This window comes from Kitasatospora sp. NPDC008050 (assembly GCF_042957465.1).
Lineage (GTDB): Bacteria > Actinomycetota > Actinomycetes > Streptomycetales > Streptomycetaceae > Kitasatospora.
Window position 1 is genome coordinate 578,116 of sequence record NZ_JBIBIJ010000002.1, and the last position, 25,061, is coordinate 603,176.

Here is a 25,061-nt window from a genome sequence, read left to right on the forward strand (position 1 = left end):
GCCCCGGGCCCGGACCCGCGTGGAGGGCGACCTGGGCCCGGGAACTCGGCGAACGGCTGGTTAAGTTGCACTCGGGGGAAGCGGCCCGAAGGGCTGCTCGTCCGTGTCCGATTCGTCCGTGTCCGATCCGACCACAACAACAGCAGAGGTGCCGTCTTGGTGTTCCAGATGCCCGACCGGGGCGGGCAGGGCTTCAGGCCAAGGGTCGGCCCGCCCTCCCGCCGAGCCAAGGTCCTGCTGCTCACGGTAGGCGTGCTGGTCCTGCTGCTCCTGGGGTTTGTCCTGTTCGCGGGCTTCTGGACGGACTGGCTCTGGTTCAAGTCGGTCCACTACTCCTCGGTCTTCAGCACCGAAGTGCGGACCAAGGCCGGGCTCTTCGCGGTCTTCGGGCTGCTGATGGCGGCGGTCGCCGGGCTGAACATCTGGGTGGCCCACCGGCTGCGGCCGCCGCTCTCGGCGATGTCGGTCGAGCAGCAGAGCCTGGACCGCTACCGGATGGGGATCGCGCCCTACCGCAGGTGGCTGCTGATCGGCATCTCGCTGGCGGTCGGCCTGATCGCGGGTGCGGCGGCGGCCGGGCAGTGGCGGCTGTGGCTGCTGTGGACCAACGCGACCGACTTCGGGGTGAAGGACAGCCAGTTCCACCTGGACGTCTCCTTCTACGCCTTCGACCTGCCCTGGTACCAGTTCCTGCTCGGCTTCGCGTTCAGCGCGGTGGTGGTCTCGCTGCTCGGCGCGCTGCTGGTGCACTACCTCTACGGCGGCCTGCGGATGCAGGGCCCGGGGCGGCGGGCCACCGCCGGTGCGCAGGGCCATCTCGCGGTGCTGCTCGGACTCTTCGTGCTCTTCAAGGCCGTCGCGTACTGGCTGGACCGGTACGCGCTGGCGGTGAAGACCGGCTCCTACAAGGGCGTTCCGGGGTACACCGGTCTGCGGTACGTGGACGCCAACGCGTTCCTGCCGGCCAAGACGATCCTGTTCTGCGTGGCGATCATCTGCGCGCTGCTCTTCTTCCTGACGCCGATCCGGCGGACCTGGGCACCGGCGCTGATCGGCTTCGGCCTGATGGCGCTCTCGGCGGTGCTGATCGGCGGGCTCTACCCGGCGCTCGTGCAGCAGTTCCAGGTCAAGCCGAACGAGCAGGCCAAGGAGACGCCCTATCTGAAGCAGAACATCGACGCGACCAGGCAGGCCTACGGGATCGCCGGCAGCCAGTCCCAGCAGTACACGCCGACCGCCACGGCCGACGCCGGCTCGGTGCAGAAGGACAGCCAGACCATCTCGGACATCCGGCTGCTCGATCCCAACATCGTCTCGCCGACCTTCCAGCAGATGGAGCAGCAGCGCTCCTACTACGGCTTCCCGAGCACCTTGGACGTGGACCGGTACAGCACGGCGAACGGCGTCCAGGACACCGTGATCGGCGTGCGCGAGCTGAACCCCAACGGTGTCCAGCAGCACAACTGGATCAACGACCACTTCAAGTACACCCACGGCTACGGCGTGGTGGCGGCCAAGGGCAACCAGGTCAACGGCAACGGCCAGCCGGTCTTCACCGAGTCGGGCCTGCCCGCCACCGGCAGCCTGGGCGACTACGAGCAGCGGATCTACTACGGCGAGAACACCACCACGTACTCGATCGTGGGCGGCTCCAACCACGAGATCGACAACACCGCGGACGGCGGTGCGCAGACCTACCAGTACACCGGTGACAGCGGGGTCTCGCTGAACAACCCGCTCACCCGGGCCGCCTACGCGGTCAAGTTCAGCGAGCCGCAGATCCTCTACTCGGGCGCGATCACCAACGGCGCCAAGGTGCTCTACGACCGCACGCCCCAGGAGCGGGTGGCGAAGGTCGCGCCCTGGCTGGCGGTCGACGGCGACCCCTACCCGGTGGTCGAGGGGGGCCGGCTGACCTGGGTGCTGGACGGCTACACCACCTCGGACGGCTACCCGTTCTCCTCCAAGACCACCCTGGGCGACGCCACCAAGGACTCGCTCAGCAGCGAGCGCGGCCAGGTGGTCGGCGACGCCGACCAGGTCAACTACATCCGCAACTCGGTCAAGGCCACGGTGGACGCCTTCACCGGCCAGGTGACGCTGTACCAGTGGGACGCCACCGACCCGGTGCTGAAGACCTGGATGAAGGCCTTCCCCGGCACGGTCCAGCCGCAGAGCGCGATCCCGGCGGACCTGCTGCCGCACCTGCGGTACCCGCAGGACCTGTTCAAGGTGCAGCGCGACCTGCTGGGCATGTACCACATGACCGACCCGAACGCCTTCTTCAACGGGACGGACATCTGGCAGGTGCCGGCCGACCCGACCAACGACAGCAAGCAGCTGCAGCCGCCGTACTACCTGACGCTGCGGATGCCGGACATGCCGTCCGCCACCTTCTCGCTGAACAGCACCTTCGTGCCCAGCGGCCGCGGCAATCTGGCCGCCTTCATGTCGGTGGACTCGGACCCCGGGCCCGACTACGGCAGGATCCGCATCCTCACCGTGCCCAGCGACAGCAACACACCGGGGCCGACCCAGGTGCAGGCGAAGTTCAACTCCGACTCCACGGTGGCCAGTCAGATCACGCTGCTGAAGAACGGCAGTGACTCGAACCTGGACTACGGCAACCTGCTGACGCTGCCGGTGGGCGGTGGCTTCCTCAACGTCGAGCCGGTGTACGTCAAGGGCAGCGGCTCCAACTATCCCGTCCTGCAGAAGGTCCTCGCGGTGTACGGGAACGACAACGTGGCCTTCCAGGGCAATCTGCCGGACGCCCTCACCAAGGTTCTGGGTACTGCGCCCGGGGCCACCGGCACGGCGCCCGGCGGCGGGGTGAGCACCCCGCCGCCCGCGTCGGGCGGCGGTGGCGGCAGCCTCGATCCGGCCCTGAGGCAGGCGCTGGACGCGATGCAGAAGGCCAATACCGATGCGCAGAACGCCTTCAAGGCCGGGGACTGGGTGGCGTACGGGGCGGCCCAGAAGGCATTGCAGGACGCGTTGAACGCGGCGGTGGCGGCGGAGCAGAAGAGCACCGGCGGGTCGGCGCCGTCGGCCGCCACGGCGCCGTCGGCCCCGCCGTCCGGGGCGTCCGCGGCACCGCCGTCCGCGGCACCGAGCGCCTCGCCGTAGCCGCTGAGCTGGGCAGCTGCGCCCACCGCCGGCCGGGCGGTGGGCGCAGCCGGCCCGAAGACCGTGCTATGGTTGAGACACAACGACGCGGGGTGGAGCAGCTCGGTAGCTCGCTGGGCTCATAACCCAGAGGTCGCAGGTTCAAATCCTGTCCCCGCTACTGAAACCGAAGGCCCGGAGATTTCATCTCCGGGCCTTCGGTCTTTTTACGTTTCCGGGTTGCCTCCGGGTGTTCCGCGGAGCTGGTCGGCGCGTGCGTTGTCGCCGTCACGACAAGTTTTTCCGCCGGACGTGTTGACGCCGCCTCTGGTCTAGTCCACCGTGGGTCCACCCCGCGGGCCGCTCCCACGGGTGAGGGGAGCGGAGGATGGTCGCGCGGGCCGGGGCGGACGCGGCGCTCCGCTACGAGCTGCTCGGGCCGCTGCTGGTCCACCGGGCCGGGGCGGTCCGCGATCCGGGGCCGGCGATGCAGTGCGCGGTGCTGGCCGTGCTGCTGCTCAGCGCCAACGAGCCGGTGCCGCGCGAGCAGATCGTGCAGGCGGTCTGGGGCGCCCGGGCCACCGTCAACTCGCCTGGCCTGGTGGCCACCTACGTCTCACGGCTGCGGCAGATCCTGGAGCCCGAGCGGCCACGGCGGGCGCCGGCGGGGGTGCTCTCCTCGCATGGCGCGGGCTATCGGCTCGCGGTCGGCCCCGGTGAGCTGGATCTGCAGGAGTTCGAGGCCGCCCGGCAGCGGGCCCGGGGCCAGCGGGCGGCCGGCGAGACGGCGCTGGCCGCCGGCACCCTGGACGAGGCGCTCGCGCTGTGGCGCGGCAGCGGGCTGGACGGGCTGCCCGGCCCGTTCGCCGCGCTGCACCGGGGCCGGCTGGCCGAACTGCGGCTGGCCGCACAGGAGGAGCGGTTCGAACTCGCCCTGCTGCTCGGCCGGCATCACGAGGTGGTCGCTGAGCTGGGGCTGCTGGCGGCCGCGCAGCCGTTGCGGGAACGGCTGCGCGGGCTGCTGATGCTGGCGCTCTACCGCGCCGGTCGGCAGGGCGAGGCACTGGCCGTCTTCGCCGAGACCCGGCAGTCGTTGATCACCGGTCAAGGGCTTGAGCCCGGGCGGGAGTTGGACGATCTGCACCAGCGGATCCTGCGGACCGACCCGAGCCTGGACCTGGACCGGCCGGACGAACCGGAGCCGACGGTGCGGCTGCGGGCGGTCTGTCGGCCCGCGCAACTGCCCTCCGATCTGGCGGACTTCACCGGACGCTCGGCCGAGGCCAGGGTGATCGCGCGCACCCTGGGGGCCGGTGGTGCCGGGCGCCGGGCGGGTGCCGTGCCGGTGGTGGTGCTGAGCGGGCCGCCCGGGGTGGGCAAGACCGCGCTCGCCGTGCACGCCGCACACCGGCTGCGCGAGCGGTTCCCCGACGGTCAGCTCTATCTGGACCTGCACGAGGCGGACGGGCGCCCGTGCGAGGTGGGCGCGCTGCTGGGCCGGCTGCTGACCGATCTGGGGGTGGCGCGTGAGTCGCTGCCGCCCGAGGCGGAGCGGCGCGGCACGCTGTTCCGCTCGGTGAGCTCGGGCCGCCGGCTGCTGCTGGTGCTCGACGACGCCGGGGACGAGGCGCAGTTGACCGCGCTGCTGCCCGGCTCGCCGAGCTGCGCGGTGCTGGTCACCTGCCGGGGGCGGCCGGCCGGGCTGCCCGGGGCCCGGCTGCTGGCGTTGGGCTGCCTGGGCGGCCAGGACGCGCAACGGCTCTGGCGGCGGCTGGTCGCCGGGCCGGACTCCTCGGCCGTCCCGGGGTCTGTCCAGGCCGGGGGAGCCGATCCGGGCGAGGCGGACGAGGCCGGCGCCGACCTGGCGGCCGAGGCGGCGGTGCTGGCCGCTTGCGCGGGGCTGCCGCTGGCGCTGCGGGGGGCCGCGGCCCGGCTGTTGGCCCGGCCGGGCCGCGGGCTGTCCTGGCTGGCGGCCCGGCTGGCCGAGGAGGACGGTCGGCTGGCCGAACTCGGCCCGGGCGGGCGGGGTGTGGCGCAGGCGCTCGGCACGGCTCAGGCGCGGCTGCGCCGGACGCCGGGTGGCGCGGCGGCCGTCGCGGTGCTGCGGCGGCTGGGCCCGTTGGGGCCGGCCGGGTTCGACGCGGCGGTGGTCGGCCCGTTGCTCGCTCGGCCCGAGCGGGAGGCCGAGCGCCTGCTGGAGCTGCTCGCCGAGTACGGCCTGCTGCTGGCCGACCCGGACGGGCGCTACCGGCTGCATCCGCTCACGGCGCTCTTCGCGCGGGCCGGTGCCCGGCCGGCGGCGCCGGTCGACGGACCGGTCGCCGGGCGGGGCGGGGCGGCCGAGGCGGGCGCCTGAGCGGTCCTGCGGGGAATGGACCGGGGATGGAATCCGGATGCTGACACCCCGCTGACGCCCCTCGGCGCACCCCGCCCCACCTGCCCTGATGGTGCCTCGGGCGGGATTGCGTGAGCTCGCCGGTCTCTTGACGTGCGCTCGGCGCGGGCGGTCGTGGCGGCTCCCCTTGACCGGGTATTTGGTCTAGTCCACTCTGAGTCCGTCTCGTCCCCCGGCGGGTTTCGCCGCGCCGGGGGACTTAACGCTCCCTGTCGCCCCGTCCGCGTCCGGGCGCGGCCGAGTGCGCCGCGCCGTCCCGCCGATCCGAGGAGCTGCCCCGTGCACCGTGCGACCAGACAGACCGAGAGAAGACCCGGCGCACCGAGACCAGGAGGCCTGTCGCCGGCCCGTACCGCGCTGGCCTCGGTGGCGGCGCTCGCCCTTACGGTGAGCGGGGCGGTGCTGATCACCTCCGGCGGCAGCGCCAACGCCGACACCATCAACCTGCTGCAGAATCCGGGCTTCGAGACCGGGACCCTCGGGAACTGGAGCTGTTCGGCGAACTCCGGAACGGTCGTCACCAGCCCGGTCCACAGCGGAAAGTACGCCCTGCAGGCAACGCCTGCGGGCAGTGACGACGCGCAGTGCAGCCAGCAGGTCATGGTCCAGCCCAACTCCACCTACAGCCTGAGTGGTTGGGTCCAGGGCAGCTACGTCTACCTGGGCGCCAGTGGCACCGGGGCGACGGACCCATCGACCTGGAGCACCAACTCCGCCTGGAACCAGCTGTCCACCAGCTTCACCACCGGGTCGAGAACCACCAGCGTGACCGTCTATCTGCACGGCTGGTACGGCACCGGCGCCTACCAGGCGGACGACCTGCTGCTCAGCGGCCCCGGGGTGTTCCCGACCTCGACCGTCTCCACCACCGGGCAGCCCACCGGGTCCCCCACCGGCACCCCGACCAGCACGCCGCCGGTCACCTCCACGCCGACGGTCAGCACCTCTCCCACCACCACCTCCACCCCCACGGGACCTGGCGGCGGGAACCAGCATCTGCTGACCGGCTACTGGCAGGACTTCGACAACGGCGCCACCGACCAGCGGATCAGCGATGTCGACCCGGCCTACGACATCATCGCCGTGGCCTTCGCCAACGCCGACCCGGCGAACCCCGGTGGCATCACCTTCGGCCTGGACCCCACCCTGGCCGGCAAGCTCGGTGGCTACACCGACGCCCAGTTCAGGGCCGACATCGCCGCCGAGCACGCGGCCGGCAAGAAGGTGATCCTCTCGGTCGGCGGCCAGAACGGCACCATCTCGGTGAGCGATTCGACCTCCGCCGCCAACTTCGCCAACAGCGCCTACGCGTTGATCCAGCAGTACGGCTTCGACGGGGTGGACATCGATCTGGAGAACGGTGTCACGGCGACCTACATGAGCCAGGCGCTGCACTCGCTCGCGGCGAAGGTGGGCAGCGGATTCGTGCTCACCATGGCGCCGCAGACCATCGACATGCAGTCCACCGGCACCCCGTACTTCCAGCTGGCGCTGGACACCAAGGACATCCTGACCGTCGTCAACACCCAGTACTACAACTCGGGTTCGATGAACGGCTGCGACGGCAACGTCTACTCCGAGGGCACCGAGAACTTCCTGACCGCGCTCGCCTGCATCCAGCTCCAGGGCGGCCTCGCGCCGAGCCAGGTGGGCCTCGGTGTACCGGCCTCGACCAGTGCGGCCGGCAGCGGCTACCTCTCCCCGGCGACCGTGGACAACGCGCTGGACTGCCTGGCCAGGGGGACGAACTGCGGTTCCTTCACACCGCCCACGACCTGGCCCGGCATCGGCGGCGCGATGACCTGGTCCACCAACTGGGATGCCAGTAACGGCAACTCCATCGCCACCACGGTCGGCGGCCATCTGCACCAGATGGGCTGAGCCGGCCGTCCCCCACCTGACCCCGCCACCGCTCGCCTCCGCGCGGCGAGCGGATCGGCGGTCTCCTCAACCCCCACATCACAGGAGAGAACCGCATGCGCAGAGCGAACAAGTCGGCATGGGCGGTGACCTCGGCAGCCTCCATCCTGCTGGGTGGCGCCCTGTCGGTGCTGGGCATGGCTCATGCCCAGGCCTCCCAGAGTCAGCCGGCGGTGGTCGCCCCACCGGCCGCCGCACCGGTTGTGCCCGCCAACACCACGGGTGCGCCCGCCACTTCGGGCGGAATGAAGGTGGCTTACTACGACCAGTGGTCGGTCTACCAGAACGCTTTCTACCTGAAGAACGTGTCCGACAGCGGCGAGGCGACCAACCTCAACTACCTGATCTACGACTTCGAGAACATCGACCCCACCAATCTCACCTGCTTCGAGGCCAATTCGGCCGCCTCGCAGGACGAGAACAACCCCAACGCGGGTGACGGGGCCGGGGACTCGTACGCCGACTACGGCAAGACCTTCGCCAACGGCAACAGCGTGGACGGCAGCACCGACACCTGGAACCAGCCGATCGTGGGCAACTTCCACCAGCTCCAGGAGCTGAAGGCGAAGTACCCCAACCTCAAGGTCGTGCTGAGCCTGGGTGGTTGGACGTACTCCAAGTACTTCTCGGACGCGGCGGCCACCGACGCCTCGCGCAAGAAGCTGGTCTCCTCCTGCATCGACATGTTCATCAAGGGCAACCTGCCCTCGCAGAACGGCTACGGCGGCCCGGGGACCGGCAAGGGCATCTTCGACGGCTTCGACATCGACTGGGAGTACCCGGGCGGCGGCGGCCACGTCGGCAACCACGCCAGTGCGGCGGACAAGCAGAACTTCACCGCACTGCTGGCCGAGTTCCGCAGCGAGCTGGACGCCCAGGGCGCGGCCGACGGCAAGACCTACTCGCTCTCGGCGGCGCTGCCGGCCGGTCAGGACAAGATCCAGAACGTCGAGACCGACAAGATCGGCCAGTACCTGACCTTCGGCGACCCCATGACCTATGACATGCACGGCGGTTGGGAACCCACCCAGACCAACCACCAGTCGCCGCTGTACGACAACCCGGCGGACCCGTCCACTCCGATCGCCCCCGGGACCAGCAAGTACTCCACCGACGAGGCGATCAAGGCCTACACGGTGGGCGATCCGCAGTACGGGATACCCGGCGGCTTCCCGGCGAACAAGCTCAACATCGGGGTGCCGTTCTACTACCGCGGCTGGACCGGCGTGCCGGCGGGCAGCAACCACGGGCTCTTCCAGACGGCCACCGGGCCGGCCCCGGGCGCGGCGGACTCGGGCAACGTGGCCGGGACCCGGATGTACAAGGAGCTCTCCGGCGTGGTCGACAACCCCGCCGACACCTTCTGGGATCCGGCGGCACAGGCCGCGTACTTCTACGACGGCACCAACCTCTGGTCGGGTGAGGACGCCCAGTCGATCCAGGCCAAGGCGGACTACCTGCACTGCAACGGGCTGGGCGGGACGATGATGTTCTCGCTCTACGACCTGGACCCGGCCGCCACCCTCTTCAACGCCGCGGTGACCGACACCAACGGGTCCGCGGCCTCCTGCGCGGCGCCGACACCGACGCCGACGCCCACCCCGACGCCGACGCCCACCCCCACCCCCACGCCCACCCCGACGCCCACCCCGACGCCCACGCCCACGCCGACTCCCACCCCCACGCCTCCGGCGGGCGGCATCGTGGCGAACGGCGGCTTCGAGTCCGGTTCGCTCTCCCCGTGGACCTGCACCGGAAACCTGGGGTCGGTGGTGTCGACCCCGGTGCACTCCGGCTCGCACGCCCTGGCGGGCGCCGCCAGCAGCAGTGACGACGCCCAGTGCTCGCAGACCGTCACGGTCAAACCCAACACCAGCTACACGCTGTCCGGTTGGGTGCAGGGCAGCTACACCTACCTCGGGGTGACCGGCTCCGGCGCGGACACCTCCGCCTGGACCAGCAGCCCCGGCTGGTCCCAGCTCTCCACCAAGTTCACCACCGGCTCCTCGGTCACTTCGGTGACCATCTGGGTGCACGGCTGGTACGGGCAGGGTACGTACTACGCGGATGACATCAGCGTGAGCTGAGGGTTCGTGAGCTGACGGAGGCGGTGTCACCCATAAGCGGTGGCACCGCCTCCGGTACTATGGAAGGACACTCGGCACATCACCCGGTGCCGCGGGGTTTGTGAGGCGCAAGTGTCGGGAAATCGACAAAACGCTGAAGCAATCTCGCTGGCTTCGGCCCAGCCCGGCAAAATCGCGCGGGTCGGTGTACGCGGGTGTTCGGGTGATGCGACGATGGAACACATGGGGGACGGGGCACGGCAGTTGATGCGCCGTGAGCCGACCGGGGCCCCCGATGGACGCCGCGGCACTCGGGGGGAGCGGGAGTCGGCATGAAGCTGATCGGCAAGAGCCAGCCGCAGACCGCTGCGCCCCAGCAGGACATCGACACCGAGTCCGCGCCGGTTCCCGCCCAGCGCGGCAGTTGGCGTACCGGGGCCAGGCGTCCGTACGGCCCCGAGAGCCTGGTCCACGTCCCCGTGCCGCAGGTCGGTGGCCGCTACCCGGCCGCCGCGGCCGGCCATGGCCCGGTGGACGGCGGCGTGGACGACCCCGAATCCGCCACCGCCTCGTTCGAGAGCGAACTGGCCGCCCGCGAGTCGGCCGCGCTGGAGGCCAGGCACCGGGCCTCCGCCGACGCCGGCGACCCCAACGCGGCCAGCCAGCTCGGCGCGCTGCTGCTGCGCCGCGGTGATCTGGACGACGCCGAACCGTATCTGCGCAAGGGTGCCGCGGCCGGGCTGCGCGCCGCCGCCAACAACCTCGGTGTGCTGCTGCACCAGCGCGGCCACCGGGCCGAGGCCGGCGGCTGGTGGCGCCAGGCCGCCGTGGCGGGCAGTGCCCCGGCCGCGCACGCGCTCGGTCTGCACCTGCGCGACCACGGCGACGAGGAGGCCGCCGAGTACTGGCTGCACTTCGCCGCCGAACAGGGGCACGCGCTCGGCGCCTACGCACTGGGCGACCTGATGGAGCATCGGCGCGACGTCCGGGCCGAGCGCTGGTTCAAGGTGGCCGCCGACGCGGGCCACCGCGAGGCCGCCTACCGGCTGGCCCGGATGCGCGAGGCGGCCGGGGACAAGGAGAGCGCCGAGACCTGGTACCGCACGGCCGCCGCGCGCAGCCACGCCAGGGCGGCGCTGCGCCTGGGCGTGCTGGTCGAGGAGCGGGCCAAGGGCGACCGGGCGCTGCGCGAGGAGGCGGCCCGCTGGTACCGGCAGTCCGCGCAGAACGGCGAGCCGCGGGCGGCCTGCGCGCTGGGCTTCCTGCTGCGCGACTGCGGCGACCTGCCGTCGGCGGCCGAGTGGTGGCAGGAGGCGGCCGAGGCCGGCGACGGCAACGCGGCCAACGCGCTCGGCGCGCTGCACGCGGGCCGTGGCGAGGACGACGCCGCCGAACGCTGGTACCGGGCCGCGCTGGAGGCCGGCGACCACAACGGCGCCTTCAACCTGGGCCTGCTGTGCGCGAGCGCCGGCCGCCAGGCGCAGGCCGAGCAGTGGTACCGGCGGGCCGCCTACGCCGGTCACCGGGAGGCGTGCAACGCGCTGGCCGTGATCCTGTTGCAGCGCGGCGACGAGTCGGGCGCCGAGCCCTGGTTCTCCAAGGCCGCCGAGGCGGGCAGCGTGGACGGTGCCTTCAACCTCGGCATCCTGCACGCGAACCGGGGCGAGCACCAGCAGGCCCAGGAGTGGTACGCCCGGGCCGCCGCCGAGGGGCATGGCGAGGCCGCGCTGCAGCTCGCGGTGGTCAAGGAGCAGCGCGGTGACCTCTCCGCCGCGCTGGAGCGCTACCGCCAGGCGGCCACCGGCGGCTCCGCCGAGGGCGCGTTCCGTCTCGCCTCGCTGCTGGACCGGCGCGGGGACGTGCCGGAGGAGGCCGAGCACTGGTACGCCGTCGCGGCCGACGCCGACCACAGCCGGGCCCAGGTCCGGATGGGCGTGCGGGCCGCCGAGCGTGGCGCGCTGGAGATCGCCGAGAGCTGGTACCGCCGGGCGGCCGCGAGCGGCAGCCGCAGCGGTGCCTTCAACCTGGGCCTGCTGCTGGCCCGCCAGGAGCGCGAGGCGGAGGCGATGCTCTGGTACACCAGGGCCGCCGATGCCGGGCACGGCCGGGCCGCGCTGCGGCTCGCCCTGCTGGCGCTGCGCCGCGGTGAGCCGGTGCAGGCGGAGAACTGGTGCAAGCGGGCCACCGACTACGGTCCGCCGGAGGTCGCCGAGCGCGCGGCGCGACTGCTGGACGCGCTGCGCCCGGAGCTCAGCGCCTGACCCGTGCGGTGTGCGGTCAGTGCGCCCGGCAGTCCGGGCACAGGCCGCGGTAGGTGATCTCGGCGCCGGAGACGGCGAAGCCGAACCGCTCGGCGGCCGGCAGCGCGGCGAGCGGGTCGCCGCTGGGGTGGACGTCCCTGATGGTGCCGCAGGACGAGCAGATCAGGTGCTGGTGCGAGTGGTGCGCGTTGGGGTCGTAGCGCTTGGCCCGCCCGTCCGTGCTGACCTCCAGCACCTCGCCGAGTGACACCAGCTCGCCCAGCGTGTTGTAGACCGTGGCGCGGCTGATCTCCGGCAACAGGCCGACCGCGCGGGCGTGCACCTCGTCGGCGGTGAGGTGGACGTGTTCGCCGTCGAGGACCTCGGCCACGACACGCCGCTGTGCGGTGAGTCGCCAGCCCTGCTCGCGTAGCCGTGCCAGGAGATCGCTCATACACAAACGATAGCAAGGTCCGAGGTTAGGTCCAGTGTTGACTTAGACAAAGTCCAAGTTAGGATCGAGTCACACGACCGGATCACACGGAGGTGCTCCCATGACTGCCCAGGACGAGCTGCGGCCAACCCTGACCACTGAGGCCGGTGCGCCGGTGGCCGACAACCAGAACACGGCGAGCGCCGGCATCGGCGGACCGGCCCTGATCCAGGACCAGCTGCTGTTCGAGAAGCTCGCCCACTTCAACCGCGAGCGGATCCCGGAGCGTGTGGTGCACGCCCGTGGTGCGGCGGCCTACGGCACCTTCACGGTGACCGCCGACGTCACGCAGTACACCCGGGCGGCGTTCCTCTCCGAGGTGGGCAAGCAGACCGAGACCTTCCTGCGGTTCTCCACCGTGGCCGGCAACCTCGGCTCGGCCGACGCCGTGCGGGACCCGCGCGGTTTCGCGCTGAAGTTCTACACCGAGGACGGCAACTACGACCTCGTCGGCAACAACACCCCGGTGTTCTTCATCAAGGACGCCATCAAGTTCCCCGACTTCATCCACACCCAGAAGCGCGACCCGTACACCGGCTCGCAGGAGGCCGACAACGTCTGGGACTTCTGGGGCCTGTCGCCCGAGTCGACCCACCAGGTGACCTGGCTCTTCGGTGACCGCGGCATCCCGGCGACCTACCGCCACCTCAACGGCTACGGCTCGCACACCTACCAGTGGCAGAACGAGGCCGGCGAGTACTTCTGGGTGAAGTACCACTTCAAGACCGACCAGGGGATCAAGAACCTGACGGCCGACGAGGCGGCGAAGCTCGCGGGCGAGGACGCCGACAGCCACCAGCGCGACCTGCGCGAGTCCATCGAGCGCGGCGAGTTCCCGAGCTGGACCGTGCAGGTGCAGATCATGCCGGCCGCCGACGCCGCGAACTACCGCTTCAACCCGTTCGACCTGACCAAGGTCTGGCCGCACGAGGACTACCCGCCGATCGAGATCGGCAAGCTGGAGCTGAACCGCAACCCCGACAACATCTTCGCCGAGGTCGAGCAGTCGATCTTCTCCCCGGCGCACTTCGTGCCCGGGATCGGCCCCTCCCCGGACAAGATGCTGCAGGGCCGGCTGTTCGCCTACGCGGACGCCCACCGCTACCGGGTCGGCATCAACGCCGACCACCTGCCGGTGAACCGCCCGCACGCCACCGAGGCGCGCAACAACAGCCGCGACGGCTACCTCTACGACGGCCGCCACGGCCGCCAGAAGAACTACGAGCCGAACAGCTTCGGCGGCCCGGTCGAGACCGGCCGCCCGCTCTGGGCCGCCACCGAGGTCAACGGCCTCACCGGCACCTTCGAGGCGCCCTCGCACAGCGAGGACAACGACTTCGTCCAGGCCGGCAACCTCTACCGGCTCTTCTCCGAGGACGAGAAGCAGCGCCTGGTCGCCAACCTGGCCGGCTTCATAGCCAAGGTCTCCGCCGACCGCGAGGACATCGTGGAGCGGGCGATCGGCAACTTCCGCCAGGCCGACGCCGACTACGGTCAGCGCCTGGAGGCCGCCGTCCGCGAGCTGCGCAAGCAGTAACCGGCGGCACCCCGTGAGCGGCGGGCCCCGACGGTCAGTTGACTGACCGTCGGGGCCCGCACCCAGTTCCGGCGTCGGCCCACGCGCCCGGGCTCATCCGCCCGGGCTCACACGCTGAGCCGCTGCAGCATCTCCTCGTGCAGGATGCCGTTGGAGGCCACCGCATCGGCGCCGCCCGGCCCGTCGATGCCGTCGAGACCGGTGAAGCGGCCGCCGGCCTCCTGCACCACGATGCACGGCGCCGCCATGTCCCACAGGCTCAGCTCCGGTTCCGCGGCGATGTCCACCGCGCCCTCGGCGAGCATCATGTACGACCAGAAGTCGCCGTACGCCCGGGTCCGCCAGCAGGCCCGGGTGAGGTCGAGGAACGGGTCGAGCCGGCCGCGCTCCTCCCAGCCGCTCAGCGAGGAGTAGGAGAGCGAGGCGTCCGCCAGCCGGGAGACGCCCGAGACCCGGATCCGCCCCGCGTTGGCCAGGCTGCGCCCCGCGTAGGCGCCCAGCCCCTTCGCCGCCCACCAGCGCCGGTGCAGCGCGGGCGCCGAGACGATGCCCACCACCGGGTGCTGCTCGCCGTCCGCGTCCTCCTCCAGCAGCGCGATCAGGGTGGCCCAGACCGGCACGCCGCGGATGTAGTTCTTCGTCCCGTCGATCGGGTCGATCACCCAGCGCCGGGGACCCGAGCCGACCAGCCCGAACTCCTCACCCAGCACCGCGTCCCGCGGCCTGGCGCGCTGCAGCACGCTGCGGACCGCCTCCTCGGCGGCCTTGTCGGCGTCGCTGACGGGGGTCAGGTCGGGCTTGGTCTCGATCTTCAGGTCCAGCGCCCGGAATCGCTCCAGGGTGACCGAGTCGGCCGAGTCGGCGAGGACATGGGCAAGGCGGAGATCATCGTGGTAGTCGGCCATGGGTCGAACAGTAGCGAGCTGCCCGGCGGATCGACAGTTCGGCTCGCGTGGCGGACCCTCAGGAGGCCTCGGGAGACCGGTAGGCGAGGAAGGCGCTGGTGTCGATGCTGAAGCGGAAGGGCTCGGGCAGCGGGATCTTGCTCCTGGGGTGTCGGCACCGATGCCGGCACAACCGGGCGACAGCCCGGGGATCAGTGGCCGGAGCCGCTCAGTTGGAGGCCGACCACGCCGCAGATGACCAGGGAGATCGAGACCAGCTTGAGGACGGAGGAGGACTCGTTCATCCAGATCATCCCGTAGACCGCGGTGCCGGCCGCGCCGATGCCGGTCCAGACCGCGTAGGCGCTGCCGACCGGCAGGTGCTTCAGGGAGAGGGTCAGCAGGCCGAAGCTGCTCAGCGCGAAGAGGGCGAAGGCGACGGTGGGGACGAGCTTGGTGAAACCGTGGCTCAGCTTCAGGTTGATCGCGAAGCCGGTCTCCAGCAGGCCGGCCAGGACCACCATGAGCCATGCCATCGGTTCGCCTCCCTGGTGGTCCTGGCCATCGAGTGTGATCAATCTACGTTCATATGATCACCGCTGATGGGTGATCCGACACGTCACTCCTCCTCGCGGGCGTCCCGGGCGGCCTCCTCCTCGCGGGGATCGCGGGAGGCCAGCAGACGGCGCAGTGAGTACAGCCGGGCCGGCTCGGCGTGGCCCTCGGCCACCCAGGCGTCCAGCGCGCAGTCCGGCTCGTCGTGGCTGCAGGCGCGCGGGCAGTCCGCGGTGCCGGGCTCCAGGTCGGGGAAGGCGAGGATCACCCGGGACGGGTCGATGTGCGACAGGCCGAAGGAGCGGAAGCCCGGGGTGTCGATCACCCAGCCGGGATCCAGCGCCTTCTTGGAGCCCGGCTTGGCCCCGGGGGGCGGCGGCAGCCGCAGGGCCAGCGCCGAGACGGTGGTGTGCCGGCCGCGGCCGGTGACCGCGTTGACCCGTCCGGTGCTCCGCTGGTGCTCCGGCACCAGCGCGTTGACCAGGGTGGTCTTGCCGACGCCGGAGTGGCCGATGAAGACGGTGGAGAGCCCGCGCAGGTGCTCGCGCACGGCCTCGGCGCCGGCCGTCGCCAGCTCGTCGCGCCGGGTGACCACATAGGAGATGCCCAGCGGCGCGTAGGTCTCCAGCAGCGGCTCGGCCGGGGCCAGGTCGGACTTGGTGAGCACCAGCAGCGGTTCCATGCCCGCGTCGTAGGCCGCCACCAGGCAGCGGTCGATCAGCCGGGGCCGCGGCTCGGGGTCCGCCAGCGCGCTGACGATGGCCAGCTGCTGGGCGTTGGCGACCACGATCCGCTCGTACGGGTCGTCGTCGTCGGCGGTGCGCCGCAGCACCGAGGTGCGCTCCTCGACCCGCACGATCCGGGCCAGCGTGTCCGGCTCGCCGGACAGGTCGCCGATCACGCTGACGATGTCACCGACCACCACGCCCTTGCGGCCCAGCTCCCGGGACTTCATCGCGACGACCTCGCGCTCGCGTTTGGTGCCCGCCTCGACCAGGCAGGTCAGCCGGCCCCGGTCGACGGTGAGGATCATCGCCTCGTCGGCGTCCTCGTGTTTGGGGCGGATCCGCGTCCGTGGCCGGGAGCCCTTGCGGCCCGGGCGGTTGCGGATGTCGTCTTCGTCGGCGTCCTTGCCGTAGCGGCGCATGGTGCTGGTACTCCCGCTCAGTCCCTGGCCGTCACTGGATCGAGCAGTGCGGCCCACATCGCCGGGAAGTCCGGCAGTGTCTTGGCGGTGGTCGCCACGTTCTCCACCTGGACGCCCGGGACGGCCAGGCCGAGCACCGCCGCGGCGGTGGCCAGGCGGTGGTCCTCGTAGGTGTGGAAGGTGCCACCGTGCAGCGGGCGCGGCCGGATCCGCAGGCCGTCCTCGGTCTCCGACACGTCGCCGCCCAGGTCGTTGATCTCCTTGGCCAGCGCGGCCAGCCGGTCCGTCTCGTGCAGGCGCAGGTGGGCGATGCCGGACAGGTGCGACTCGGAGTCGGCCAGCGCGGCGACGGCGGCGATCACCGGGGTCAGCTCGCCCACGTCGTGCAGGTCGGCGTCGATGCCGTGGATCACGCCGGTGCCGCTGAACTCCAGGCCCTCGTCGGTGAAGCGGCAGCTGCCGCCCATCCGGGTGTAGATCTCGCGCAGCTGGTCGCCGGGCTGGGTGGTGTGCTTGGGCCAGTCCCGCACGGTCACCCGGCCGCCGGTCACCAGCGCGGCGGCGAAGAACGGCGCGGCGTTGGACAGGTCGGGCTCGACCACCAGGTCCCGGCCGAGCAGCGCGCCGGGGGTGACCCGCCAGACGTCCTTCTCACCGCCGTCCTCCGGCGCGTCGACCTGGACGCCGGCCAGCCGCAGCATGTCGACCGTCATCCGGATGTGCGGCAGCGAGGGGACCGGACCGCCGACGTTGCGGATCTCCACGCCCTGGTTGTAGCGGGCGCCGGAGAGCAGCAGGGCGCTGACGAACTGGGAGGAGGACGAGGCGTCCAGCTCGACCGTGCCGCCGTCCAGCGCGCCGGTGCCGTGCACGGTGAGCGGGAAGCCGCCGCGCCCGTCGTCCTCGATCCGGGCGCCGAGGGCGCGCAGCGAGTCGATCACGCCGTGCTGCGGGCGCTCGTAGGAGCGCGGGTCACCGTCGAAGTGGACCGGGCCGTCGGCGAGCACGGCCAGCGGGGGCAGGAAGCGCATCACGGTGCCGGCGTTGCCGACGTCCACCCGGGCCGGGCCGCTGAGCCGGCCGGCCGGGATGATCCGCCAGGCCTCGCCGCCGCCGGTACCGCCGGAGGAGTTGTTGACCAGCTCCTCGATGCCGACCCCCAGGGCCCGCAGGCCGTCCGCCATCAGCTGGGAGTCCCGGCTGCGCAGCGGACGCCGCACCCAGCTGGGCTCACCGGCCAGCGCCGCCAGGATCAGCGCCCGGTTGGTGACGGACTTGGAGCCGGGGATGGTGACGGTCGCGTCGACAGCGGTGGTCGCGACGGGGGCGGGCCACAGGGTCTCGGTCATGCGGCCAGTTTAGGGGGACCCCCTATCCGGGCCTCGCAGATATACCGACCTGTGGACAAGCCGGAGCTTGTGGACAACTTCCCCGACCGTGGACCGGGACGCCGGTCAGGCCAGCAGCTGGCTGCCGCCCACCAGCAGGCAGGCCAGCGCGACCACCAGGAAGAGCGTCACCCAGAGCAGCGCGCTCACCCCGGTCAGCCGGGCCAGCTGGTCGGCGTCCGAGTCGCGGGCCCCGCCGAGGCGGCGCTTGCGCTGCAGCTCGACCACCGGGCGGACCCCGGCCAGCAGCAGGAACCAGATGCCCAGGTAGGCGAAGGCGGCCTGGAACTGGGCGCTGCCGTACCAGGAGATGGCGAAGAAGGCACCGCCGGTGAGCACCACCGAGAGCAGGCCGAAGGCGTTCCTGATCATCACCAGCATCGCCACGAGCAGGGCGATCGAGATCCACAGCAGCGCCGTGATCCGCCCGGCGGCCAGCAGCATGGCGCCGCCCAGGCCCAGCAGCGAGGGAGCCGTGTAGCCGGCCGCGGCGGTCAGGATCATGCCGGGGCCGGTCGGCCGTCCGGAGGAGACGGTCAGGCCCGAGGTGTCCGAGTGCAGCCGGATGCTGTCCAGCCGGCGCCCGGTCAGCAGCGCGATCAGGCCGTGCCCGCCCTCGTGCGCGATGGTCACCACGTTGCGGCTCACCCGCCAGACCGGGTGCGGCAGGATCGCCAGCAGGGCGACCGCGGCGCAGCCGAGGACCAGCCAGCGCGGCGGGTCGGGCTGGGTGCCCAGAACCCGCTGCCAGACTCCGCTGATGCTCTGGTTCATGATCGTTCCTGCCGTGCCGGGAGTGTCTGCCGTTCGAGGGAGGCCAGCAGCCTCCCATGTGAGGACCGCCGGGCGGTAGCCACCGGTTCCCGGTCAGGGGTGAGAAGGCCCGGCGGGCATGGCAGGCTGAGCGGTATGTGTGGTCGATTCGCGGCGAGCACCGAGCCGGAGGACATCGTCGAGCTCTTCGGCGTCAGCCAGTGGGAGCCTGCCCAACGGGGTTCGGCCCAACGGGGTTCGGCCCGGCGGGATTCTGCCCGGCGGGATTCTGTGGAGTCCCTCGTGCCCGGGTGGACCCCGAGCTGGAACGTGGCCCCCACCGACCCGGTCCTCGTGGTGCTGGAGCGGGTGCCCAAGGGCGGCTCGACGCCGGTGCGCCAGCTGCGGCAGCTGCGCTGGGGCCTGGTGCCGGCCTGGTCGAAGTCGCCGGAGAGCGCGGTGAAGATGATCAACGCGCGGGCCGACACCGTCCACGAGAAGCCCTCCTACCGGCAGGCCTTCGCCTCCCGCCGCTGCCTGCTCCCGGTGGACGGCTACTACGAGTGGCAGACCATCGAGAGCGCCACCGGCAAGGGCCGGCCCCGCAAGCAGCCCTTCTTCGTCAGCCGGGTGGACGGCGCGCCGCTGGCGCTGGCCGGGCTCTACGAGTTCTGGCGCGACCGCTCGGTGGCCGCCGACCACCCGGCCGCCTGGCTGGTGACCTGCACCATCGTGACCACCGAGGCCGAACCGCTGCTGGCGCCGGTGCACGAGCGGATGCCGCTCTTCCTGCAGCCCGAGAGCTTCGCCGACTGGCTGGACCCGGGCCTGGACGACCCCGAGCAGGCACGTGCGCTGCTGGTCGCGCCGCGGCCCGGGCTGCTCGCTCTGACGCCGGTCTCCGCGGCCGTCGGCAGCATCCGCAACAACCACCCGGGGCTGACCGAGCGGACCACCCCGGAGACCGAGGGAGCGCTGTTCTGATGACCGGGCCGTCGACAACCCTGGTGGCCACCCCGGTGGGCGAGGCCAGGATCAGCTGGCACCGGGCCGCCGGACACCCCAGGGCCGTGCTCGGCCTCGGGCACGGCGCGGGCGGCGGGATCGAGGCGGCCGACCTGGTGGCGCTGGCCGCCGCGCTGCCGGGCCGCGCGATCACCGTGGCGCTGGTCGAGCAGCCCTGGCGGGTGGCCGGCAAGAAGGTGGCGCCGGCGCCGAAGACGCTGGACGCCGGCTGGCTGCCGGTGGCCGAGCGGCTGGCCGCCGAGGGCGTGCCGCTGGTGGTGGGCGGGCGCAGCGCGGGGGCCCGGGTGGCCTGCCGGACCGGCGCGGCCAGTGGGGCGGTGGCGGTGCTGGCGCTGGCGTTCCCGCTGCACCCGCCCGGCAAGCCGGAGCGCTCGCGGGTGGCGGAGCTGCTCGGCAGCGGGCTGCCGACGCTGGTGGTGCAGGGGGAGCGGGACAGCTTCGGGGCGCCCGGGGAGTTCCCGGTTTTTCCGGCGGTCCCGGCGTTTCCGGCAGGCCGGCGCCTGGTGTCGGTGCCCTACGCCAACCACGGCTTCGTGCTGCCCAAGTCGGCTCCGCTGGGGCAGGCGGCGGCGCTGGAGCAGCTCACCGGGGCGGTCGGGGACTGGCTGGCGGAGCTGCCGCTCGGCTGAGCGGTCGCGGCCGTCGGTCCGCCGCGGCGGACCGACGGCCGCCCGCTGGCGGTGGCGCCCGTTCTGTGCAGGGCCGGGAATGCCTGGACGAGGAGGCGGGTTAACCCCTCTGTCAGCAGTGCTCCAGGCGAAAGGCAGCGCACATGGGTCCGATCGCGTGCCCCGAGCGACCCGACGAGGCAAGCGCGCAGAGCGCCTTCCTCCCGTGGTCCGATTGGCTCGTCGCGGGCGAGAAGCCCGTGAGCCCGATATCCTCCCTTCCGGGTCGGCTCGCGGTGGGCCGGTCCCGATTCAGCGAGGAGGTGGGTCCGGTCGTCGCGACCGAGGACGAGCCGAACGTGGGCCCGGGCGGGCACGACCCCGCCGCCGGGTCCGACTTCGCGGCCGAGTCGCACGCTGCCGACTCCGTGGTCGAGCCGTTGACCGGCGAGGAGCTGGCCGAGGCGATCGGCGAGGACACCTTCCGGGTGTCCGCCGAGGAGAGTGAGCAGGCCCGCCGCGAGCGCTTCGAGCGTGACGCGTTGGGTTACCTGGACCCGATGTACTCGGCCGCGCTGCGGATGACCCGCAACCCGGCCGATGCCGAGGATCTGCTGCAGGAGGCCTTCGCCAAGGCCTATGCCTCCTTCCACCAGTTCCGCGAGGGCACCAATCTCAAGGCCTGGCTCTACCGCATCCTGACCAACACCTTCATCAACTCGTACCGCAAGAAGCAGCGGGAGCCGCAGCGCACCGCCGCCGAGGAGATCGAGGACTGGCAGCTGGCCCGGGCCGAGTCGCACATGTCGACCGGTCTGCGCTCGGCCGAGACCCAGGCGCTCGACCACCTGCCGGACAGTGACGTGAAGGACGCCCTGCAGGCGATCCCCGAGGAGTTCCGCATCGCGGTCTACCTCGCGGACGTCGAGGGCTTTGCATACAAGGAGATCGCCGACATCATGGGCACCCCCATCGGTACGGTGATGTCCCGGCTGCACCGAGGCCGCCGCCAACTGCGGGGCATGTTGGAGGACTACGCCCGCGAGCGCGGACTGGTCCCGGCGGGCAGCGGGGCTGGGCGCGAGGCGAAAGGCACGGGCTCATGAGCTGCGGAGGTCCGCACAACACGGACTGCGGCGAGGTGCTTGACCACCTCTACGAGTTCCTTGACAACGAGATGGCCGAAGGCGACTGCGCCAAGCTGCGCGAGCACTTCGAGGAGTGCTCGCCCTGCCTGGAGAAGTACGGCCTGGAGCAGGCCATCAAGGCCTTGATCAAGCGCTCCTGCGGGTGTGATGACACTCCGTCGGATCTGCGGAGCAAGGTCCTGGCCCGGATCGACAGCATCCGGGCCGGCCAGCGCAGCGGCGAGCCCGTGGTCGAGGTGGCTCCGGATGCCCCCGTCCATGGGGAGGCCGGGCTGCTGGCGGCCGGTCAGGCGGCGACGCCCGCCGAATAGGCCGGCGGTGGTGCAGGCCGACAGCGGGGTAGGCCGTTCGGTCCAGTGGGGCCCGGGAGTGCAAGCACTCCCGGGCCTTCGCCGTCCCCGGCCGGGGGGCGGGGTCCGCGTTTCAGCGGTGTGACACGACGTCAGTTTCCGTCCTCACTCGATCGGGTGAGTATGGGCCGTGCTGGCGCGGGTATCGCGCGCTGACGGGCTCAGCCGCCGCAGTGGAGACCTATCCTCCTCAGACGAGCCCGTCGGTGAGCTGGGGAGGCTGAGATCGCTGTCGATCGCGGGGGCCGCACGCTCCCTGGACAGGCGCCGACGCGGCTTTCCGCGGCGGCCCGTGGATACGTCCTGCTGGTTCTCCTCGCCGCGGCCGCCGCGTTGCTGCCGCTGCTGCCGGGTGTCGCCGCCGGTATCGGGCTGCCCGCCCGGCTGGACGGGCCGGTCGACTGGCCCAAGGTCGCGCTGCTCGCCTTCCTGCACGCCTGTTGGGAGTCGCTGGCCCAGGGCCTGCCCACGCCCTGCCTGCGGCTGGCCCGCCAGGTGCGCGCGCGGGTCGCGCGCGGGCTGGGCCGCGGCACCAAGCCCCGGGCGAGCGTGAACGAGCCGGTGCGGCCCAGTGCCAACACCTTCCTGCCGGTGCTCTTCGCCGGGGTGCTGATGCTGCCGCCGGCCGCCGCGGCGCTGGTCGCCCTGCCCGCCACGCTGACCGGCGCGGCCGCCGCCCCCCGGCTGCTGCGCCGGGCCTGGAACGCGGCGCAGTTCGCGCTCGCGGCCTGGCCGGCGGCCGCGCTGTTCCGGCTGCTGAACGGCCCGCGGCTGCTGCTCGGCGCGCGCTACCCGGACGCGCTGCTGCCCGCGCTCGCCGCCGTCCTGGTCTTCTGCCTGGTCAACGGGGTGCTGGTGGCCGGCATCCGGCTGCTGGCCGAGCGCTGCTCGATGGCCGAGCTGCGCCGTGGCGCGCTCAGTGTGCTGGGGCCGCCCGCCTTCCTGCACGCGCTCGGCGGCCTGATGGTGGCGGTGCTCTGGCAGGGCCCGTACGGCGCGTTCGCCGCGCTGCTCGCGCTGCTGCCACTCTCCATCTCGGCCTGGGTCTTCGCCCAGGGCCACCGGGAGCGGGCCGCCCACCGGGCCACCGTGGAGGCGCTGGTGCAGGCCGTGGAGATCAAGGACGCCTACACCCGCGGCCACAGCGAACGGGTCGGCCGGGCCTCGGTGCTGATCGCCGGTCAGCTCGGCATGGCGGGGGAGCGGCTGCGCACCCTGCACTTCGCCGGCACTCTGCATGACGTGGGCAAACTCGGGGTGGCCACCGAACTGCTGCGCAGAAACGGTCCCCTGACCGAGGTCGAGCGCCGGGCGGTGGAGGTGCACCCCGAGTACGGGCACGACCTGGTGCGCGGGATCGACTTCCTCGGCGAGGCGCACGCCGGGATCCTGCACCACCACGAGCGGATGGACGGGCGCGGCTACCCGCACGGGCTGGCCGGGGAGCGGATCCCCGAGTTCGCCCGGATCATCGCGGTGGCCGACGCCTTCGACTCGATGACCTCCACCCGCTCCTACCGGCGCGGGCGCCCGGTGCCCGAGGCGGTGGCCGAGCTGCGCCGCTGCGCGGGCAGCCAGTTCGATCCGGTGATGGTGGAGGCGCTGGTCACAGCGGTGGACCGGTGCGGCTGGCAGCCGGTGCTGCCGCCGGCCGAGCAGGCCGACGCGGCGGTGCCGGACATCCCGCTGGGAGTGCCGGAGCCCATCGCCCGGCCGACGGCCCGGGGCGTGCGGTCCCCGGCCCGGGGCTCGCGGTGAGGGCGGCGCCCGCCCGTCCGGCGCGGGTGCTGGGCGGGCCGGCGCACGGCGGGGTGAACGGCGCCTCGCTGGTGCGCGCGGCGGCGCTGCTGCTCTTCGCCGGTTCGCTGGCCGCGCTGCTCGCCCACGGGCTGACGCAGCCCCGGGTGGCACTGGCCTTCGGGGTGCTGATCGCGATCGGTGAGGCGGTCCGGGTGTGCTCGCCCGGGGGGCGGGCGCAGGCCCCGCTGGGCGCCGCGATCGGGCTGGCCTACGCGCTGCTCGGGCCGCTGCGCGGGCTGCCCACCGGGCACGGGGTGCTCCAGGTGGTGGCGGTGGCGGGGCTGGGCCTGGCCACCGGGGCGCTGGCCCGCACCCTGGTGCTCGGGTTCGGCCGGCTGCGTGGCACCGAGCGGTCGCGGGCGATGGCCTCGGTGCCGCGGCCCCGGTCGCGTTCGGCCGAGGCGGGCGGGCCGGGCCAGGGCCCTGGACAGCGCCCGGGACAGGGCCCTGGGCAGCGCCCGGGATGTGGCACAGCGGGCGGCGCGGGAGGCGAGGCGGGGCGCCGTGCGCCCGGGCTTCGCCGGTCCGGGCCGCCCCCGGGGCCGGCCCGGCCGCCCGCGCTGCCCTGGCGTGCCCGCCCGCTCGGCCGGTCGGCCGGGCGGGTGCGCGAGCAGTTGCCGGGCCGCTCGGTGCTGCCCGCGGTGCGGCGCTACCGGGCGCGCGGCTGGCCCTACGGTCCCCGGGTGGTGGCCCGCTGCGACGGCGCGGCCCGCCGGCTGCTCGCGGTGGCCTTCGCGGCCACCTTGTTCCAGCCGCTCTACAACAGTGGCGCGCTGGACCGGGTGCCGCTGGCCGGTCCGGCCTACGGGGTGTTCATGGTGCTGGTGGCGGCGCTGGCCGGGCTGGCGGACGCGGTGCTCGCCGCCTGCCAGCACCGTGGCGGCGGGCGGTTCGGCGCCGCGCTGGAGGAGGAGCTGCGTACCCTGCCCGGCATCGGCTCGGCGATCGCGGCCACCGGGATGCTGATCAGTCTGGCGGCCGGCGAGGTCGGTCTGTGGGCGCTGCCGGTCTTCTGCCTGCCGCTGCTGCTGGCCCAGGCCTCGCTGCGGCGCGCGGCCGCCGTCCGGGCCACCTACGGGCAGACCATCGCCACCCTGGCCAGGGCTACCGAGGTGGCCGGGTACACGGCGCCGGGGCACGCGCGCCGGGTCGCGGACACCGCGTGCGCGCTCGGCCGGGAGCTTGGCCTGAGCACCCACGATCTCGCTCTGCTGGAGTACGCCGCGCTGATGCACGACATCGGCCAGCTCTCGCTGGTCGAGCCGGTGCGCGGCGGGGCCACGGCCACCCTGCCCGAGCCCGAGCAGCAGCGGATCGCCCGGCTGGGCAGCGAGGTGATCCGCTGCACCGGCGTGCCCGGACCGGTCGCCGAGCAGGTGGCCCGGCTGGCCGATCCGCTGCTTGGCCCGGACGGGCGTACCGACCGGAGCGTGCCGCTGGCCGCCCGGATCATCCGGGTCGCCAACGCGCACGAGGACCTGACCGGACCGGCCGGCGGCGGCGAGGCGGCGCTGTCCGTGCTGCGCGCGGGGCAGGGGCGGCTCTACGACCCGGTGGTGGTCGCGGCGCTGGAGCGGGTGCGCGCCGTCGGCTCCGGTCCGTGCACGGTGGCCCGGGCCGAAAGCGGGTGACTCAGCGTGACC

18 protein-coding genes and 1 tRNA gene are annotated in these 25,061 nt (G+C 72.7%); 13 read left to right on the plus strand and 6 right to left on the minus strand.

The genetic code is table 11. The features are described 5' to 3' along the window. Positions 1-168: 168 nt before the first annotated feature. The 6 genes from ACFZB9_RS06050 to ACFZB9_RS06075 all read left to right on the plus strand — a co-directional run bounded on the left by ACFZB9_RS06050 (position 169) and on the right by ACFZB9_RS06075 (position 11,750). Positions 169-3,129, plus strand: coding sequence for a UPF0182 family protein (locus tag ACFZB9_RS06050; RefSeq protein WP_391444304.1), 2,961 nt, complete (start codon positions 169-171; stop codon positions 3,127-3,129). Positions 3,130-3,215: 86 nt separating this feature from the next. Then, positions 3,216-3,289, plus strand: a tRNA-Met gene (locus tag ACFZB9_RS06055). A gap of 207 nt (positions 3,290-3,496) precedes the next feature. After that, entirely contained in the window at positions 3,497-5,464 is a 1,968-nt protein-coding gene (locus ACFZB9_RS06060) for a BTAD domain-containing putative transcriptional regulator (protein ID WP_391444009.1), read from the plus strand. Between the two features lie 318 nt (positions 5,465-5,782). Further along, complete coding sequence (locus tag ACFZB9_RS06065) at positions 5,783-7,384, plus strand: chitinase (protein WP_391444011.1); 1,602 nt, start codon at positions 5,783-5,785, stop codon at positions 7,382-7,384. 95 nt (positions 7,385-7,479) lie between these two features. Further along, positions 7,480-9,510 (plus strand): glycosyl hydrolase family 18 protein, encoded by a 2,031-nt coding sequence (locus ACFZB9_RS06070; RefSeq protein WP_391444013.1) that lies wholly within the window; start codon positions 7,480-7,482, stop codon positions 9,508-9,510. Between the two features lie 311 nt (positions 9,511-9,821). After that, on the plus strand, positions 9,822-11,750 hold the full coding sequence (locus ACFZB9_RS06075; RefSeq protein WP_391444015.1) for a tetratricopeptide repeat protein: 1,929 nt from the start codon (positions 9,822-9,824) through the stop codon (positions 11,748-11,750). Between the two features lie 16 nt (positions 11,751-11,766). Here the strand turns inward: ACFZB9_RS06075 and ACFZB9_RS06080 are convergent, their stop codons facing one another. Further along, positions 11,767-12,183: a Fur family transcriptional regulator gene (locus ACFZB9_RS06080; protein ID WP_391444017.1), complete on the minus strand. Its 417-nt coding sequence runs from the start codon at positions 12,181-12,183 to the stop codon at positions 11,767-11,769. 100 nt (positions 12,184-12,283) lie between these two features. Between ACFZB9_RS06080 and ACFZB9_RS06085 the strand changes: the two genes are divergently transcribed. Beyond that, complete coding sequence (locus tag ACFZB9_RS06085; protein WP_391444019.1) at positions 12,284-13,759, plus strand: catalase; 1,476 nt, start codon at positions 12,284-12,286, stop codon at positions 13,757-13,759. A gap of 107 nt (positions 13,760-13,866) precedes the next feature. On the opposite strand, the gene hisN is transcribed toward ACFZB9_RS06085, so the two are convergent. The 5 genes from hisN to ACFZB9_RS06110 all read right to left on the minus strand — a co-directional run bounded on the left by hisN (position 13,867) and on the right by ACFZB9_RS06110 (position 18,507). After that, the gene (hisN, locus tag ACFZB9_RS06090; protein ID WP_391444021.1) at positions 13,867-14,664 is read right to left on the minus strand and encodes a histidinol-phosphatase; all 798 of its coding nucleotides are present in this window, start codon (positions 14,662-14,664) and stop codon (positions 13,867-13,869) included. A 191-nt stretch (positions 14,665-14,855) separates the two neighbouring features. Next, on the minus strand, positions 14,856-15,179 hold the full coding sequence (locus ACFZB9_RS06095; RefSeq protein ID WP_391444023.1) for a DMT family transporter: 324 nt from the start codon (positions 15,177-15,179) through the stop codon (positions 14,856-14,858). A gap of 83 nt (positions 15,180-15,262) precedes the next feature. Next, entirely contained in the window at positions 15,263-16,345 is a 1,083-nt protein-coding gene (gene rsgA, locus ACFZB9_RS06100; protein ID WP_391444025.1) for a ribosome small subunit-dependent GTPase A, read from the minus strand. Between the two features lie 17 nt (positions 16,346-16,362). Beyond that, the gene (gene aroA, locus ACFZB9_RS06105) at positions 16,363-17,694 is read right to left on the minus strand and encodes a 3-phosphoshikimate 1-carboxyvinyltransferase (protein WP_391444027.1); all 1,332 of its coding nucleotides are present in this window, start codon (positions 17,692-17,694) and stop codon (positions 16,363-16,365) included. Positions 17,695-17,799: 105 nt separating this feature from the next. After that, a complete protein-coding gene (locus ACFZB9_RS06110) occupies positions 17,800-18,507 on the minus strand; it encodes a M50 family metallopeptidase (protein WP_391444028.1) in 708 nt (235 codons plus the stop codon). A 135-nt stretch (positions 18,508-18,642) separates the two neighbouring features. Between ACFZB9_RS06110 and ACFZB9_RS06115 the strand changes: the two genes are divergently transcribed. From ACFZB9_RS06115 to ACFZB9_RS06140, 6 genes are all read left to right on the plus strand, one after another. Then, positions 18,643-19,470 carry an SOS response-associated peptidase gene (locus ACFZB9_RS06115; RefSeq protein WP_391444030.1) on the plus strand — a complete coding sequence of 276 codons (828 nt, stop codon included), beginning with the start codon at positions 18,643-18,645 and terminating at the stop codon, positions 19,468-19,470. Continuing rightward, positions 19,470-20,141, plus strand: a complete 672-nt coding sequence (locus ACFZB9_RS06120) for an alpha/beta family hydrolase (protein WP_391444032.1) — start codon at positions 19,470-19,472, stop codon at positions 20,139-20,141. Before ACFZB9_RS06115 ends, ACFZB9_RS06120 begins: the two co-directional genes overlap by 1 nt. A 434-nt stretch (positions 20,142-20,575) precedes the next feature. After that, positions 20,576-21,226: a sigma-70 family RNA polymerase sigma factor gene (locus ACFZB9_RS06125; RefSeq protein WP_184942562.1), complete on the plus strand. Its 651-nt coding sequence runs from the start codon at positions 20,576-20,578 to the stop codon at positions 21,224-21,226. Continuing rightward, a complete protein-coding gene (gene rsrA, locus ACFZB9_RS06130; protein ID WP_391444033.1) occupies positions 21,223-21,579 on the plus strand; it encodes a mycothiol system anti-sigma-R factor in 357 nt (118 codons plus the stop codon). The genes ACFZB9_RS06125 and rsrA overlap by 4 nt, the downstream gene beginning before the upstream one ends. Positions 21,580-21,951: 372 nt before the next feature. Continuing rightward, positions 21,952-23,376 carry an HD-GYP domain-containing protein gene (locus ACFZB9_RS06135; protein ID WP_391444035.1) on the plus strand — a complete coding sequence of 475 codons (1,425 nt, stop codon included), beginning with the start codon at positions 21,952-21,954 and terminating at the stop codon, positions 23,374-23,376. Next, on the plus strand, positions 23,373-25,049 hold the full coding sequence (locus ACFZB9_RS06140) for an HD-GYP domain-containing protein (protein WP_391444037.1): 1,677 nt from the start codon (positions 23,373-23,375) through the stop codon (positions 25,047-25,049). The genes ACFZB9_RS06135 and ACFZB9_RS06140 overlap by 4 nt, the downstream gene beginning before the upstream one ends. The last annotated feature ends 12 nt before the right edge of the window (positions 25,050-25,061 follow it).

What these genes read in the sequence shown, in the direction of transcription:
- ACFZB9_RS06050 (WP_391444304.1), top strand. Translation starts at nt 169, where the DNA reads ATGCCCGACCGGGGCGGGCAGGGCTTCAGGCCAAGGGTCGGCCCGCCC.
- ACFZB9_RS06060 (WP_391444009.1), top strand. Translation starts at nt 3,497, where the DNA reads ATGGTCGCGCGGGCCGGGGCGGACGCGGCGCTCCGCTACGAGCTGCTC.
- ACFZB9_RS06070 (WP_391444013.1), top strand. Translation starts at nt 7,480, where the DNA reads ATGCGCAGAGCGAACAAGTCGGCATGGGCGGTGACCTCGGCAGCCTCC.
- ACFZB9_RS06075 (WP_391444015.1), top strand. Translation starts at nt 9,822, where the DNA reads ATGAAGCTGATCGGCAAGAGCCAGCCGCAGACCGCTGCGCCCCAGCAG.
- ACFZB9_RS06080 (WP_391444017.1), bottom strand. Translation starts at nt 12,183, where the DNA reads ATGAGCGATCTCCTGGCACGGCTACGCGAGCAGGGCTGGCGACTCACC.
- ACFZB9_RS06085 (WP_391444019.1), top strand. Translation starts at nt 12,284, where the DNA reads ATGACTGCCCAGGACGAGCTGCGGCCAACCCTGACCACTGAGGCCGGT.
- hisN (WP_391444021.1), bottom strand. Translation starts at nt 14,664, where the DNA reads ATGGCCGACTACCACGATGATCTCCGCCTTGCCCATGTCCTCGCCGAC.
- ACFZB9_RS06095 (WP_391444023.1), bottom strand. Translation starts at nt 15,179, where the DNA reads ATGGCATGGCTCATGGTGGTCCTGGCCGGCCTGCTGGAGACCGGCTTC.
- rsgA (WP_391444025.1), bottom strand. Translation starts at nt 16,345, where the DNA reads ATGCGCCGCTACGGCAAGGACGCCGACGAAGACGACATCCGCAACCGC.
- aroA (WP_391444027.1), bottom strand. Translation starts at nt 17,694, where the DNA reads ATGACCGAGACCCTGTGGCCCGCCCCCGTCGCGACCACCGCTGTCGAC.
- ACFZB9_RS06110 (WP_391444028.1), bottom strand. Translation starts at nt 18,507, where the DNA reads ATGAACCAGAGCATCAGCGGAGTCTGGCAGCGGGTTCTGGGCACCCAG.
- ACFZB9_RS06115 (WP_391444030.1), top strand. Translation starts at nt 18,643, where the DNA reads ATGTGTGGTCGATTCGCGGCGAGCACCGAGCCGGAGGACATCGTCGAG.
- ACFZB9_RS06120 (WP_391444032.1), top strand. Translation starts at nt 19,470, where the DNA reads ATGACCGGGCCGTCGACAACCCTGGTGGCCACCCCGGTGGGCGAGGCC.
- rsrA (WP_391444033.1), top strand. Translation starts at nt 21,223, where the DNA reads ATGAGCTGCGGAGGTCCGCACAACACGGACTGCGGCGAGGTGCTTGAC.